We start from the raw sequence: 12,994 nt of genomic DNA, 5'->3' as shown, positions 1-12,994 counted from the left end.
GCCCGGGCCGGCGACGGCCCGGGCCTCTCGTTCGATGTTGTCCAGCGTGAAGGTCGCGCTTCTCGACCGGCTTCAGGCGCAGATCCGTTCTGCGTTCGGTTTTGATTCGGCTGCCGCCAAGGTTTCACCTACTCGCTCGCGTACCTCGCCGATGGCGAAAGGCTTGTCGAGAACGTCTTCGACAATCGCGGTGAGTTCGGTCGCCGCTTCCTTCTGCTCGGCGTAGCCGGTCATCAGCAGGATCTTGATCTTCGGCCATTTCCGCGCGGCCTCATGGGCGAGCTCGATGCCCGTCATCGCCGGCATCCGGATATCGGATAGGATCAGGTCGAACCGCCCACCTGCCTCGTCCAGAAGATCGAGGGCTTCCGCGCCGTCTTCGGCTTCAGAGACGTCGTGGCCGTCCATGCGAAGGGCGCGCGCGACGAGGTGGCGAACCGCCTGTTCGTCTTCGGCAATCAAGATGCTCGCCATAGTGCCTACCTTTAATGCCGGTCCGCAAACTCACACCGGAGCTGAAACTTTCTTTTCTCTCCGCACGCTTGGGATCAATGATGGCCTGAATGAGTCCGTCGTTCCGTTCAGGCTTCTTTTCAACATTTCGTGAACCATGCGGACGCCTCAATGGTGAAAATGCATCGCGAAACTGACCTTAAGCTGTATCGCGACCCATGATCCCCGCGAACGGCCCCTTCTCCGAAGCCTTTTCAGATCCGGCTCAGTACACGAGTATTTTTCGAGAAACAGTTCGATCGAGGGGTAGTGGAGAGGCGTTCGATCCGTTGCCGAAAGGTGTCCTACTCCTCGACGAGATAGCCGATGAATGGAAGCTCGCGAAACCGGTAGCCGGCATCCAGACCATAGCCGACGACGAACTTGTCGGGGCACGTGAATCCGACGTGTTCTGCTTCGATCTCCACCTTGCGGTGTCCGGGTTTGTCGAGGAGGACGGCAAGCCGCACCGATTTCGCGCCGCGTTCCCACATCAGCTTGCGCGCCAGGGCTACCGTGCGACCGCTCTCCAGAATGTCTTCGACCAGCACGACGTCTCGGCCGTCGACCGGTCGTTCGATATCGCGAAAGAGTCGTACCTCGCCGCCGACGGTGCCGGCGCCGTAACTCGACAGCGAAATGAATTCGACTTCCGGCGCAACGCCCTTGCGGCTTAGGGCGCGCATCAGATCGGCCGTAAAGACAAAGGCGCCTTTCAGCACCGCGACCAGCATCAGATTGCTGGGATCGCCGGAACAGTGGGTGGCGATCTCCGTCGCGATCCGGTCGACTTCCGTTTCGATCTGCTTCTCGGCGAAAAGCTCTAGAACGGTTCGCCCGTGCCGCCGCATCAAGGCCGCCCGCCGGTCGAAGCGGCAGGACGCAGCGAGAGTTCAAGGCGTCCCCTCATCGCATCGGGCAGCAAGACTGAGGACGAGAAGCCGAGGCTATCGCCATTGCGGAGAGCATCGTGCGTCACCTCGATCCGGCGAACGATGCGCCCGCCTTCTCCGTCCGTCAGGACGATCTCGATCGGCGGCACCGTCTGGTCGTTTGCGGCGTTCGAGACCTCTCCTGTGAGCGTCAGCACGGATGTGCCTTCGCGCGCCGAAAGATCGGCTTTGAGATTTGAGACGCCGATACCGTTGCCGAGTGAAGCATCGCTCTCGCTGATCGAAATTCGTGCGGCCGAACCGCTCGCGAGATCGAAAAGATTCGGCAGGATGAAGAGCGCGGCCATCGCCGCGCCAGCGATGCACGCGATCATCAGCGGCAGGGAAGAGGGCGGTGGGGTGTCGCTCTCGTCTTCTTCCACCCTCGAACGACCATCCTCGTGTCGGAAAAGATCGACTTCAGGTTCGGGCCGGCGACCAAAAAAAGTGGTCGGACGTCCGATGTCGCCTTGCAGCGTGTGGTGAGATTTACTCCAGTGTGAGGCGCCGATATGCCAGAAGCCGCCACTACCGAATATACGATTGCGCGGTGAGGACTCGTCGAGTCTCCGCGAATGACCGTCGATGACGAGCGGCCTGCGAGAGCGACCGCTCCGTCGCCGTCCTAGTCGCGTCTTGTTGAGATGCTCGTTCATCGAGGTTCGGCTCATTCTGCCCACCGTACTTTGACAGTCTTTAGTAACCATTCCAAGCTCGTGCGAGGCTCGCGCAGGGTCGAGCGAAGATAGTTCGCCCGGCCGATCTCGCGCCAAGGCGGTGTGGCGCGTCGCTTCGACGTCCTCAAAGAGAGTCGTCGGAGTTTCGCCGCTTTTACAGCGAAGTTCGCCAGAGCGAGGCGTAGGGCAAGACAAGGGAAAGCGGCGTTCCGTGATCAGATTCGACAATGTCGGTTTGCGCTACGATGCCGGGGAGGAGATCCTGCGCGATCTCACCTTCGAGATCCGGAAGCAATCATTCCAGTTCCTCACCGGGCCGTCCGGTGCTGGAAAGACGAGCCTCTTGCGCATGCTGTTTCTGGCCCTCCGGCCGACACGTGGGTCGATTAGCGTGCTTGGGCGCGACGTGGCAACGCTGTCGCGCCGGGATCTGCCCTCGATCCGCAGGCGCATTGGAATCGTCTTTCAGGACTTCCGCTTGCTCGATCACCTAACCACCTTCGAAAACGTCGCGCTGCCGTTGCGCGTTCGGGGCCGTTCCGAAGAGAGCTATCGCCAGGATGTCGTCGACCTCATCGAATGGGTTGGGCTCGGTGCGCGCATGAATGCCTCTCCTGTGACGATGTCCGGCGGCGAGAAGCAGCGCGCTGCGATCGCGCGTGCGCTCATCGACCAGCCTGACATTCTGCTTGCCGATGAGCCCACCGGCAATGTCGATCCACCCATGGCGCGTCGCCTCCTGCGCCTCTTCCTGGAACTGAATCGGACGGGCACCGCAGTCGTGATCGCCACCCATGATTTCGGCCTCATGGATCAGATCGGTGCGCGTCGCCTCATGCTGGGGGAGGGAAGGCTTGCAATCCACGACTGACTATTCCGCTTTCCTGCAGCCGGCATTCGCGCGAGCTCGCGATCTCCTCGAACGCCGCAAGACCGAACGTCAGGCGCCCATCGTGCCCTCGTCGAGCGTCTCGGGGCGAGCACTGGTCATCACCGTCGCGATCATGACCTTTCTCGCGAGCCTCACGGTCGGCGCCGTAACCCTCGTCTCTGAGACCGCCGCCGAATGGCAAAACGATATCTCGCGCGAAATCACCGTGCAGATCATCCCGCGCGAAGGTCTCGATATGGACGCAGCTCTCGCATCGGTCGAAGAGGTGGCGCGCCGCACGTCCGGCGTCGCAGCCGCTACCAGGCTGACCGACGCTGCAACCTCGCGGCTGCTGGAACCTTGGCTCGGTGCCGAACTCGAACTTACCGAGCTTCCCGTCCCGCGTCTCGTCGTGATCTCGATTGATGGTGACGATCCCCCGAATTTCGATGCCCTTCGAACGGAGTTGCAGGCGGCAGTGCCTCAAGCCGAACTCGACGATCATCGGGCCTGGGTGTCACGCCTCGTCGCCATGGCGAACGCGATGATCCTCACCGGCTCGGGCGTTCTCGTCCTTGTCCTTGTCGCTACCGCGCTGACAGTGGTTTTCGCTACGCGCGGTGCGATGGCGGGGAATAGGCAGATCGTCGAGGTGCTTCATTTCGTTGGTGCTCGTTCGGAATTCATCGCCGAACAGTTTCAGCGCCATTTTCTTCGAATTGGCCTTGTGGGCGCAATGGCCGGCGGCGGCTGTGCGATCGGTCTCTTCTGGGGTATGGGACTTTGGACCGCCAGCAACCAAGCGCGCCCCGAGGCGGATCAGATCTCGGCCCTCTTCGGCTCGTTCGCGATCGGCTGGGTGGGCTATCTCGGCGTCGGCGTATTGATCTTTTTTGTCGGGTTCCTGACAGCCTTCACGTCGCGTTTCACCGTCCTGAAACAGCTTTCTCTGATCGATATGCTATCGCCTGTGGAAAACTGAGCCCTATATTCTATTAGCTATCCCCAAACGCAGGTCCGGCATCAGCCTGCGGCTTTACGGTGACGCAGTCAGTAACGTGGATCGGACGGAGATTTGAGACACGATGTCGACGGGGCATTCATGAGAGGCGGAGACGACGGAGGCGCCGGTGATATCTCGGAGCGGGCGAACTGGGCTCAGATGCTGCGTCGTGGCCGAAAGAGACGGTTCGCCATCCTATGCCTCGTCGTGCTGGTCGCAGGAGGCTTCATCGTCGGCAGCTTTCTCCGCTACGCTGAAACGACGGCAGCCGTATCGCGCCTCGAGAACGTGCCTCCCGCCGATGCCATCGTCGTTCTTACCGGGGGTGCAAACCGTATAGAACGCGCGATATCGCTCCTCAAGAACGGCTACGGCAAACGGCTGCTCATCAGCGGCGTAAACGAGAACACAAGCGCGCGCGCTATCGCCCGGGCGACCAACACCGATCTCGATCTCTTCGAATGCTGCGTCGATATCGACGTCGCAGCGCTCGATACGGTAGGCAACGCGATGGAAGCCGTTCGCTGGGCAGCCGAGAACGGCTTCGACGAACTGATCCTCGTCACGAGCGACTATCACATGCAACGGTCCCTGATCGAATTCGACCGGGTTGGCGATCTCGATCGTATCACGCCGGTAGCGGTGCGTCTGGACGAGCTCTGGCAGGACGATACGATCCCCACTCGGCGCGGGCTCGAAGTACTCGTCATGGAATATGCCAAACTCATGGCTGCGCGGGTGCGTGCCGCCATCGTTGAAGTCGATCCGATGGTTTCATCCGCCAATGCGGAACCTGCAGCTTGAACTGAGCCATGCTCGTCTCTTTGAGTGCCGCTCCACCGTTCTATGCTTCCAGCTCGGCTGGGTCGCCTTCCACAGTGCTTTGCGGTTGACCTAAGCCCTTGGATGAGCTTTCGAGTGTCGAGTTCGACGTTCGATCAATCCGGCGCCCGGTCCGCGCGCCTCACTGGTCGCGAATTGGCCGCCTCACGCTCACGATAGAACCGCCCAGAGAGACCCCTTCATGCTGATCGTGCGTTCGGTCCTATTTCAGATTGCCTTTTACCTGAATTTCGTCGTCCGCCTCTTGGCGGCCCTGCCGTTGATGTTTTTCGTATCCGAAGCAACCAACTGGCGGATCATCAACAGTTGGTGCCGCTCGAGCCTCTGGATTTTGAAGATCTTCGCCGGCACGCGTTCGGAGATCTCCGGCATCGAGAACATTCCGGATGGCCAGTCGATCATTGCCTCCAAACATCAATCCTTTTGGGACATCATCGCGCTGGTCCCGCATCTCGATCGCCCGTCCTTCATCCTCAAGAAGGAGCTTATGCGCATTCCGATCTTTGGCCAGTATGCGAGGCTCATGGGCATGATCCCGGTCGATCGCCAGAAACGCGGCGGCGCGATTGCTTCCATGCTGGAGAACGCCAAGGCTGCCGCCGCCGAGGGCCGTCAGATCGTGATTTTTCCCGAAGGCACCCGTAGCGAGCCCGGCTCGGCGCCGGACTATCGCCAGGGAATCTACCGGCTCTACGAGACACTCGATCTTCCGGTCGTGCCGGTCGCGCTCAACTCCGGCCTCTATTGGCCACGGCACGACGTGCGCCGCTGGCCGGGAACCGCCCACGCCGAATTTCTCGAACCGATCCATCCGGGCCTGTCGCGCATCGATTTCTTCAATCGCCTCCGCGGATCGATCGAGCAAAGGGCCGGTGAACTCCTCGCAGAAACCTACCATCGCGACGGATTGAAGCCGCGCACCGAGCAGGGGCGCCGAAAGCTGGAAGGCGCGCTTACGGCGGAGAGCGCCGGAGAATGAACTATATCAGCCGTGATGGCGCTGGTGCAGGCGAGTGACCACGCTTTCGAGCCACCGGTCCTTCAAACCCATTCGATGGATCTCGTGAAGAGCGTTCGTGACATATTCGACATTCGCACCAGAGCGACCATGTGACCGCATCACGATACGTGCCGCGTCTTCGGCGGAAATCTTGCCGGCATACTGAGTGTGGCCGCGATCGACCACATAGGTGACGGCACGTGCGCCGGAGCCTTCAGCGAGCCGGATCGACACCGACTTCTCCAGATAGACGTGTGTGACCAATTCGCGCCCCCGCAGATAGGTCATGACTGCTTCGCGCTTCTGGCCGGTGACCCTGTAAGCCATGCCGACGCAGGACCCCCCTCGATCGAGACCGAAGACGAGGCCCGGCTGTTCGGGCGTACCGCGATGGACATGGCTGCGGACGCAGAGCGAACGGTGGAACCCTGCGAGGCGCGCGACAGACCTCTCCTCATAGTCGAAACCCGGATTCCAGATCAGAGAGCCGTAGCCGAAAACCCAGAAGTCCTTATTTCCGCCCATTCGTGTTCGCTATGCCTCTCGCCAATCCGTCTGTCTTTCAAAGGGGAGTCTCGGTGTCTTCGTCAACCTCGGAACCACGCCGCATCCGCCGAGCCTACGTTTGGATCGTCGCGATCGTCGTCGTCCTCTTCGCGATCCTGACCGGGTTCTGGTTCTACGCAGCCTCCCAGCTCGACGAGATCACGAGCCGGGCGATCGAAGATGCGGAGCGCAACGGCGTCCTCGTCTCCTGTCTAGGGCGCGACGTCGTCGGCTACCCGTTCCGTCTCGGCATCGTCTGCGACGACCTTGCCCTCGATGTACCGCGCAACGGCGTGACGGTGGATGCCGGCTCGTTCCGCAGCGCCGCCCAGATTTATCAACCGAACCTCGTCGTCAGTGAGCTCGATGCGCCAGTGCGGATCGAGACGGCCGACGGCCCGCCGGTTGATATCGGCTGGAACCTTGCGCAGGCGAGCACGAGCTTCTGGACCGAGGGGCTCGACCGCATCTCTATCGCGACGGACGCGCCGCGGGTCGCGATCGGCGATCGATCGATCTTCAATGCGAGCGGCGGCGAGTTGCATGCCCGACGCCGGGAGGACGATCTCGATATCGCCGGCGTCCAGCGATCGGCGAAGATCGACCTGCCGCAGCTGAGTGGCGTTCCCAATTTCGACCTGTCGACGGACCTTACGGTTCAAGGAGCTGCAGACTGGTTGTCGGGCGGCGCGTCCGGCCTTTCGGCCCGTGAACTCTTCGCCGATCGGAGCGGAACCCTGCGCTCCCTCGTCCTGACCTTCCACGGTGACCCGACCGGCGCGGATGTCTCCGGCGACTTCGCCTTTTCTGCCGACGGGCTTTTGTCGGGAACCTTCGATCTTGCCGTGACGTCTCCCGAACGGCTGGCCTCGATCGTCGGCTCGATCGCGCCGGAAGCGGCATCGATCGCCAACACCGTCGCATCAGTCATCCCCTATGTGGGGACGACGGAGAACGGCCGGACGACGATCCGGGTGACCGCCGACGACGGACAGCTGACGGCGGGCGTCATTCCTCTCGGTCAGATTCCGCCGCTTGAATGACCTCCGCATTCGCAGGAACTGCGCCGAATCCAAATGTCAGGAGTACGGGCATGCACAGCACCCAATCCGAACCCGATCAGGCAACCCTCGAATTCGCCGCGAAGGTCTTCCAGGCCGCGCGCGACGATGCGGACACCCTGCGTCCGTTGCTCGAGCAGGGCCTCCCAGTCGACCTACGCAACGACAAGGGCGACACGCTTCTTATGCTGGCGAGCTATCATGGCCACGAAGGCGCGACGCAGGCGTTGCTCGAGGCGGGTGCTGACCCCAGTATCGCCAACGATCGGGGCCAGACGCCGCTGGCCGGCGCGGCCTTCAAGGGTGAGGAGCGCATTGCCGAACTCCTGATCGCCCATGGTGCAGACGTCAACGATGGGGGCCCGTCAGGCAAGGCTCCGGCGATGATCGCCGCCATGTTCGATCGTGTCGCGATGCTCAAAATGCTCGAGCGGCACGGTGCCGATCTCTATGCTGCAAACGCGGACGGTGTGACGCCCTTGGCTGCCGCGAAGATGATGGGCGCGAGCGATGCCACGCGCTTTCTTGAGCAAAGGGCTTAGAAGGGCTCAGTAATGCGGCGGTTTTGTCGCCTCCGCTTTTCCGCCGCTGTCTTCGACCGCGCCGATCCGGTCCGTCAGTTGCTCGACCTTGAGCTGCAGGTGCCTGATTGCGGCGAAGGCCTTCGCCAACTCCTCTGACAGTTCTTCGATGGTATTAGACTGATGGCTGGTCAGGACTTCCAGATCCTCCAGACGACTGCCAACGGATGAATCGGTTTCGGCCATCGTACTCGCTTCATTCGCTTTTGATTACCATTCTAAGAATTGAAGAAAAGCGGTCTGCTTGTCCATGGCAAGCTGTCGAGCGCCGAGCGTTGCTACCAGACGGTCGACAAACGCGACGAAGGCGTATCCAATGGTCCCAGACGTGCCCCACTCGAAAGACGAGCGAGAACGAGACATGGCCGACGATCTCTTCGCCAAGGCCAAACTTGCCATGCGCAAGGCGTATGCGCCCTATTCGCGCTTCCCGGTGGGCGCGGCGTTGCGGACAGCGGACGGTCGGATCTACGCCGGCTGCAACGTCGAATCGGTGAGCTTTCCAGAAGGCTGGTGCGCCGAAACCACCGCTATAGGCCATCTCGTCATGGACGGAGGCGGACACATTGCCGAACTCGCGGTGGTCGCCGCAAATCTGAATGGCTGCACCCCCTGTGGAGGATGCCGCCAGCGCATCGCGGAATTTGCAGACGCTGATACGAAGATTCATCTATGCAATGTCGATAGCGGTGTCGTGAACACCGTCACCATGGGTGAACTTCTGCCACTTGTCTTTTCCACTGACGACCTGGCCCAGGGCCTGATGTCCCTGCCTAACGCTCCATCGTGAGCCGCCCGTCGCGTACCGAATAGCGGTCCAGCTCGGACAGAAAGCTCATGCCGAGAAGTGTTACGCCGAGCGTGCCCTCTTGCAGGACCAGCGCATCGACGTCTCGCACTACAATATTTCCGATCTCAATTCGGTCGATTCGAGCCGTCGCAGCGTGGGCCATGCCGTTCGCGGTCTGTACCGGAATGGTCCAAGCTTCTGGCTTTGGATAGATGCCGATCTGCCGGGCCGTCTTCTCGTCGATTGCAACTTTGGTCGCACCCGTATCGATCAACACCGTGTTTCGCATGCCGTTCAACCGCGCATCGGTGCGGAAGTGCCCAGACTGATCTGCATCCAGAACGACGTTTCGGCCGAAGCCGGTGTTCGGTGCTCTCGACGGGGCAGGGCGCGCGATCGCTTCAAGAACCGGCGAGGACGGATCGAGCCGTTCGGGACCGGTATGCCGATCGACAAGATAAGATTCGAGAACGGACGGAGCTGCAAGCCCAGCCAAGGAACAGATGGACAGGAGAAAGATCGCGCGGGACATCATCAACGGGCGCCTCGAGGAACGCTGAACCAGAAGCGCTGATTTTGCCGCGCTTCGCTTTCGAAGTTCGAAACGTCAGGCCTTTGCCCCGGGAAGTGTAGGAAAAGGGTAAAGCATTCAAGAACGCGGGCGGCTCGATCGTGCCTATTTTGTCCCGTACATCCGATCGCCCGCGTCCCCTAAACCCGGAACAATATAGCCGAGGTCGTTGAGGTGACTGTCGATGGCGGCGGTATAGACTGGCACATCGGGATGAGCGCTACGGAAGTTCTGTACACCTTCCGGCGCTGCGAGCAGGCAGAGGAAACGGATGTTCGAGGCACCCTGTTGCTTGAGCCGTTCGACGGCCAGAATTGCTGAGTTCGCAGTTGCGAGCATCGGGTCAACGACGATCACCAGCCGGTTTCCCAACTGCTCCGGTGCCTTGAAATAGTACTCGACCGGTTCAAGCGTTGTCTCGTCACGGTAGAGTCCGACGTGGGCGACACGCGCTGCGGGAACGAGGTCGAGCATGCCCTCGAGCAGCCCGTTTCCAGCCCTCAGAATCGAGGCGAAGACCAGCTTCTTCCCCTCCAGCACCGGCGCATCCATCGTCGTGAGTGGGGTCTCGATACGCTCGCTCGTCATCTCGAGATTGCGTGTCACCTCGTAGCAGAGGAGTGTTGAAATTTCTCGCAGGAGGCGTCGGAAGCCTGCTGTGGAGGTTTCCTTCTTCCGCATGATCGTCAGCTTGTGCTGGACGAGAGGGTGATCGATGATGATGACGCCGTCCATGCCTGCTCCTTCCGCTGCGTTTCCTTTTGCCCGCAGATACAGCTCATTCGTCAAAGAAATGAAGTTCCATAGCGCCCGGCTTTCAGCCCGAGATGGGCCGCGATACTTGCTCCGATATCTGCGAACGTCTCTCGCGTGCCGATATCGCGCGGCTCGATGCCCGGACCGAAACCGAGGATCGGCACCCGTTCCCGCGTGTGGTCCGTTCCTCGAAATGCCGGATCGCAGCCATGATCGGCGGTAACGATGCATAAATCGCCCCACCGTAAGGCGCTCTCGATCTCCGGAACACGTCGATCGAAAGCTTCGAGCGCTGCCGCGTAGCCGGCGATGTCGCGGCGATGGCCATAGACCATGTCGAAATCGACGAGGTTGGAGACGACGAGATCACCGTCATCGGCCCGCCCGATGGCTTCAAGCGTCGCATCCACAAGGGCCATATTGCCGTCGGCTTTCAAGGAGACGTCGACGCCGCGATGGGCGAAAATGTCGGCGATCTTGCCGATGCCGAAGACCGTTCGTCCGGCCGCCCGAGCCGTGTCGAGAACAGTCTCGCCGGGTGGCGGCACCGAAAAGTCGCGGCGATTGGCAGTGCGCTTGAGATCGGCAGCATGCTCCCCGCGAAACGGCCGGGCGATGACGCGTGCGATATTAAGCGGGTTGCAATGTTTGCGTGCGACTTCACAAAGGCCCATCAGCCGCGCGAGACCGAAATGGTCCTCATGTGCCGCGATCTGAAGTACGCTGTCGCTCGACGTATAGAGGATCGGCTTCCCCGTCCGCACGCTTTCTTCGCCAAGTTCGATCAGGATCTCCGTTCCGGAAGCACGTTTGTCGCCGAGAATCCCGGGAATATGCGTATCGTCCATGATTTGGCGCACGAGCGATCGCGGCAATGAGGGTTCGGTATCGGGAAACGTGCCCCATTCGAAGGGCACCGGCACTCCCGCGATCTCCCAGTGGCCGGAGGGCGTGTCCTTGCCACGAGATATTTCGCTTGCGCAGCCGTAGAGGGCTTCCGGCTCATCTGCATCGTAGCGATGGCCTGCGGCGTGAAACAGCCCGATACGGGCCAGATGTGGCAGATGCAGCGGCCCGGACCGAAGTCCGGCGCGATCCGCGTTACCCGCCCGGGCCGCCTTGATGACCGATCCCAGGGTATCGGAACCCTCGTCGCCGAATTCGGCGGCGTCTGGCGCACCGCCAATGCCGACGGAGTCGAGGACGATGAGGACGGCTCTCGGCAATGGACGCATCCCATTTAAAGGCGTGTCCGTGTGGAGATATCGCTCAAATGCGGGTGGCAAGCCTTGACGCCGCTACCTCAAGGTCTGGCGGCCGTCTCTGCGATGGCGCGACGCGTTTGATACTGCGTACTCGACAGGTCGAAGACGTCTTGGTTGTCGCCGATCGTCACGGTCGGCTCACATTTGGGAGCGCAGGCATAGGTCTGACGGTTCGCTTGTCGGTAGACCCGCACAGTGCTTTCCTCGAAGGTTTGCACTGCGACCTGTTCGTCCATGAGGACGGAATTGTCCCGATCAAGTATGATGACGTTCGTAATCCCGTAGCTCTTCCCCGTAAGGACCAGTCGCTCCTCGCTCAACACTTCGATATCCACGATCGCGGGATTGCCGATGATGACTGTGCCGGCGCCTCGGTCAATCTGCAGGATCCGAGCATGATCAACGGCGATTGCGATCATGTCTTTCTTCGCTTCCGCAACGGCCGGGGTCGAACCGACGAGGATCGCAAGGGTCCCGAGAAGACCGGCTCGGAGGATATGGCGGCACATCGGCGTTCCAACTGCTTGACGTATTCGGATGTTGTTGACCTTCTCAGAGCATGATGAATTTGAAGTAAAAGCGATGTTATTGGTCAATTAACCATTCAGAGCGATCACCAACATCACGATTGGGTAAGGACAAACTTTAATTCGATCGAAACATGCCTTGCCTAGGTTCGAGCCATCCGATCGATGTCAACAAAATCGACGGACGTGCTGTCGAATGAAGACAAAGGAGAATATCATGTCCAAGACTTTCGCTCGCTTTCTGAAGAATGAGTCGGGTGCCACCGCGATCGAATACGCTCTGATCGCTGGTATGATCGCAGTCGGACTTATCACGATCCTCGGAACCCTGGGCTCCAACATGGTTGCCGGTTTCACCAAGATTTCTGACGAAGTCGCAGGCTGATCGAGCGCGACCGCGTCTTAGAAAGACTATGAGGGAGCGCACCGCGCTCCCTCAACGCATGCGTTCCAGGAGCTTGGAAGATCGGAAGTAAGCTGTGTCGTATCTGTTTCTGACAACTGTCTTTCCTCTCTGCATGATTTTCGCAGCGGTCTCGGACATCATGACGATGACAATACCCAATCGTCTTTGTCTTTTGCTTGCTTTGGCATTTCCCGTCGCGGCTCTTCTCTCCAACATGTCGACTTCAGATATTGCGATCCATCTTGGTTTCGGGCTCGCCGCTTTTCTGCTCGGCTTCGCAATGTTCGCCTTTGGCCTCGTCGGTGGGGGAGACGCCAAGCTTCTCGCCGCTACCGCCTTCTGGATAGGGCCGGCCGGCGCTCTCCCCTATCTGCTTGTTGCGACCGGTCTCGGCGGACTGATGGCCATCGGCATCATCTATGCCCGCAACATGGCCGTGCCGATAACCGGCTATGTTTTCGCAGACCGGCTTCTCTCGCAGAACACGGGAGTACCCTACGGCGTCGCGTTAGGAATTGCTGGATTGTACTCGTACGCCGACAGCGTCTACCTCACGGCTGCGATCGGTATCCCATTCCCTTAAAAGTGACCTTGCCGACTGGTTTGGAAGCACGAGCCTGCGTCACGTTAGCGAGTTCGCTTTTTCGGGTGAGAAGTATCGATCTTCGAGGAG

Annotated in this window: 18 protein-coding genes; 9 read left to right on the top strand and 9 right to left on the bottom strand. The window is 60.4% G+C overall.

Annotated features, from left to right (window positions below):
* Positions 1–72: 72 nt before the first annotated feature.
* The 3 genes from FP2506_RS10030 to FP2506_RS10020 form a co-directional block, all read right to left on the bottom strand.
* Complete coding sequence (locus tag FP2506_RS10030; RefSeq protein WP_007067355.1) at positions 73–474, bottom strand: response regulator; 402 nt, start codon at positions 472–474, stop codon at positions 73–75.
* A gap of 323 nt (positions 475–797) precedes the next feature.
* Positions 798–1,343 (bottom strand): hypoxanthine phosphoribosyltransferase, encoded by a 546-nt coding sequence (gene hpt / locus FP2506_RS10025; protein ID WP_007067354.1) that lies wholly within the window; start codon positions 1,341–1,343, stop codon positions 798–800.
* Positions 1,343–2,095, bottom strand: a complete 753-nt coding sequence (locus FP2506_RS10020) for a hypothetical protein (RefSeq protein WP_007067353.1) — start codon at positions 2,093–2,095, stop codon at positions 1,343–1,345. Before FP2506_RS10020 ends, hpt begins: the two co-directional genes overlap by 1 nt.
* 217 nt (positions 2,096–2,312) lie before the next feature.
* Between FP2506_RS10020 and ftsE the strand changes: the two genes are divergently transcribed.
* The 4 genes from ftsE to FP2506_RS10000 all read left to right on the top strand — a co-directional run bounded on the left by ftsE (position 2,313) and on the right by FP2506_RS10000 (position 5,797).
* On the top strand, positions 2,313–2,972 hold the full coding sequence (gene ftsE, locus FP2506_RS10015; protein WP_007067352.1) for a cell division ATP-binding protein FtsE: 660 nt from the start codon (positions 2,313–2,315) through the stop codon (positions 2,970–2,972).
* Complete coding sequence (locus FP2506_RS10010; RefSeq protein WP_007067351.1) at positions 2,956–3,954, top strand: cell division protein FtsX; 999 nt, start codon at positions 2,956–2,958, stop codon at positions 3,952–3,954. Before ftsE ends, FP2506_RS10010 begins: the two co-directional genes overlap by 17 nt.
* A 120-nt stretch (positions 3,955–4,074) precedes the next feature.
* The gene (locus tag FP2506_RS10005; RefSeq protein WP_007067350.1) at positions 4,075–4,779 is read left to right on the top strand and encodes a YdcF family protein; all 705 of its coding nucleotides are present in this window, start codon (positions 4,075–4,077) and stop codon (positions 4,777–4,779) included.
* 220 nt (positions 4,780–4,999) lie between these two features.
* Entirely contained in the window at positions 5,000–5,797 is a 798-nt protein-coding gene (locus tag FP2506_RS10000) for a lysophospholipid acyltransferase family protein (RefSeq protein WP_007067349.1), read from the top strand.
* A gap of 6 nt (positions 5,798–5,803) precedes the next feature.
* Here FP2506_RS10000 and FP2506_RS09995 read toward each other — a convergent pair whose 3' ends face one another.
* Positions 5,804–6,343 (bottom strand): gamma-glutamylcyclotransferase, encoded by a 540-nt coding sequence (locus tag FP2506_RS09995; RefSeq protein WP_007067348.1) that lies wholly within the window; start codon positions 6,341–6,343, stop codon positions 5,804–5,806.
* Between the two features lie 53 nt (positions 6,344–6,396).
* On the opposite strand from FP2506_RS09995, the gene FP2506_RS09990 reads away from it, so the two are divergent.
* Together FP2506_RS09990 and FP2506_RS09985 are read left to right on the top strand one after the other, a co-directional pair.
* A complete protein-coding gene (locus tag FP2506_RS09990; RefSeq protein WP_007067347.1) occupies positions 6,397–7,407 on the top strand; it encodes a DUF2125 domain-containing protein in 1,011 nt (336 codons plus the stop codon).
* A gap of 50 nt (positions 7,408–7,457) precedes the next feature.
* Entirely contained in the window at positions 7,458–7,967 is a 510-nt protein-coding gene (locus FP2506_RS09985) for an ankyrin repeat domain-containing protein (RefSeq protein WP_007067346.1), read from the top strand.
* Between the two features lie 6 nt (positions 7,968–7,973).
* Here FP2506_RS09985 and FP2506_RS09980 read toward each other — a convergent pair whose 3' ends face one another.
* Positions 7,974–8,192, bottom strand: a complete 219-nt coding sequence (locus tag FP2506_RS09980) for a SlyX family protein (RefSeq protein ID WP_007067345.1) — start codon at positions 8,190–8,192, stop codon at positions 7,974–7,976.
* Positions 8,193–8,322: 130 nt separating this feature from the next.
* On the opposite strand from FP2506_RS09980, the gene FP2506_RS09975 reads away from it, so the two are divergent.
* A complete protein-coding gene (locus tag FP2506_RS09975; protein WP_187289039.1) occupies positions 8,323–8,796 on the top strand; it encodes a cytidine deaminase in 474 nt (157 codons plus the stop codon).
* Here FP2506_RS09975 and FP2506_RS09970 read toward each other — a convergent pair.
* The 4 genes from FP2506_RS09970 to FP2506_RS09955 all read right to left on the bottom strand — a co-directional run bounded on the left by FP2506_RS09970 (position 8,780) and on the right by FP2506_RS09955 (position 11,897).
* Complete coding sequence (locus tag FP2506_RS09970) at positions 8,780–9,331, bottom strand: retropepsin-like aspartic protease family protein (RefSeq protein WP_007067343.1); 552 nt, start codon at positions 9,329–9,331, stop codon at positions 8,780–8,782. The two genes, FP2506_RS09975 and FP2506_RS09970, sit on opposite strands and share 17 nt — an antisense overlap.
* A gap of 141 nt (positions 9,332–9,472) precedes the next feature.
* Positions 9,473–10,102 carry a uracil phosphoribosyltransferase gene (gene upp, locus FP2506_RS09965; RefSeq protein WP_007067342.1) on the bottom strand — a complete coding sequence of 210 codons (630 nt, stop codon included), beginning with the start codon at positions 10,100–10,102 and terminating at the stop codon, positions 9,473–9,475.
* Between the two features lie 50 nt (positions 10,103–10,152).
* Positions 10,153–11,349, bottom strand: coding sequence for a phosphopentomutase (locus tag FP2506_RS09960; RefSeq protein WP_040489716.1), 1,197 nt, complete (start codon positions 11,347–11,349; stop codon positions 10,153–10,155).
* A gap of 77 nt (positions 11,350–11,426) precedes the next feature.
* Entirely contained in the window at positions 11,427–11,897 is a 471-nt protein-coding gene (locus tag FP2506_RS09955) for a pilus assembly protein N-terminal domain-containing protein (RefSeq protein ID WP_007067340.1), read from the bottom strand.
* A 235-nt stretch (positions 11,898–12,132) separates the two neighbouring features.
* Between FP2506_RS09955 and FP2506_RS09950 the strand changes: the two genes are divergently transcribed.
* Positions 12,133–12,300: a Flp family type IVb pilin gene (locus FP2506_RS09950; RefSeq protein ID WP_040489715.1), complete on the top strand. Its 168-nt coding sequence runs from the start codon at positions 12,133–12,135 to the stop codon at positions 12,298–12,300.
* A 94-nt stretch (positions 12,301–12,394) separates the two neighbouring features.
* Positions 12,395–12,904, top strand: coding sequence for an A24 family peptidase (locus FP2506_RS09945; RefSeq protein WP_007067338.1), 510 nt, complete (start codon positions 12,395–12,397; stop codon positions 12,902–12,904).
* The last annotated feature ends 90 nt before the right edge of the window (positions 12,905–12,994 follow it).

Source organism: Fulvimarina pelagi HTCC2506, assembly GCF_000153705.1.
GTDB classification, from domain to species: Bacteria; Pseudomonadota; Alphaproteobacteria; order Rhizobiales; family Rhizobiaceae; genus Fulvimarina; species Fulvimarina pelagi.
This window is presented reverse-complemented; position numbering and strand designations above follow the sequence as displayed.

Coding starts and splice junctions, on each gene's coding strand:
- FP2506_RS10030 (WP_007067355.1), bottom strand. CDS start 474: ATGGCGAGCATCTTGATTGCCGAAGACGAACAGGCGGTTCGCCACCTC.
- hpt (WP_007067354.1), bottom strand. CDS start 1,343: ATGCGGCGGCACGGGCGAACCGTTCTAGAGCTTTTCGCCGAGAAGCAG.
- FP2506_RS10020 (WP_007067353.1), bottom strand. CDS start 2,095: ATGAGCCGAACCTCGATGAACGAGCATCTCAACAAGACGCGACTAGGA.
- FP2506_RS10005 (WP_007067350.1), top strand. CDS start 4,075: ATGAGAGGCGGAGACGACGGAGGCGCCGGTGATATCTCGGAGCGGGCG.
- FP2506_RS10000 (WP_007067349.1), top strand. CDS start 5,000: ATGCTGATCGTGCGTTCGGTCCTATTTCAGATTGCCTTTTACCTGAAT.
- FP2506_RS09995 (WP_007067348.1), bottom strand. CDS start 6,343: ATGGGCGGAAATAAGGACTTCTGGGTTTTCGGCTACGGCTCTCTGATC.
- FP2506_RS09985 (WP_007067346.1), top strand. CDS start 7,458: ATGCACAGCACCCAATCCGAACCCGATCAGGCAACCCTCGAATTCGCC.
- FP2506_RS09980 (WP_007067345.1), bottom strand. CDS start 8,192: ATGGCCGAAACCGATTCATCCGTTGGCAGTCGTCTGGAGGATCTGGAA.
- FP2506_RS09975 (WP_187289039.1), top strand. CDS start 8,323: ATGGTCCCAGACGTGCCCCACTCGAAAGACGAGCGAGAACGAGACATG.
- FP2506_RS09970 (WP_007067343.1), bottom strand. CDS start 9,331: ATGATGTCCCGCGCGATCTTTCTCCTGTCCATCTGTTCCTTGGCTGGG.
- upp (WP_007067342.1), bottom strand. CDS start 10,102: ATGGACGGCGTCATCATCATCGATCACCCTCTCGTCCAGCACAAGCTG.
- FP2506_RS09955 (WP_007067340.1), bottom strand. CDS start 11,897: ATGTGCCGCCATATCCTCCGAGCCGGTCTTCTCGGGACCCTTGCGATC.
- FP2506_RS09950 (WP_040489715.1), top strand. CDS start 12,133: ATGTCCAAGACTTTCGCTCGCTTTCTGAAGAATGAGTCGGGTGCCACC.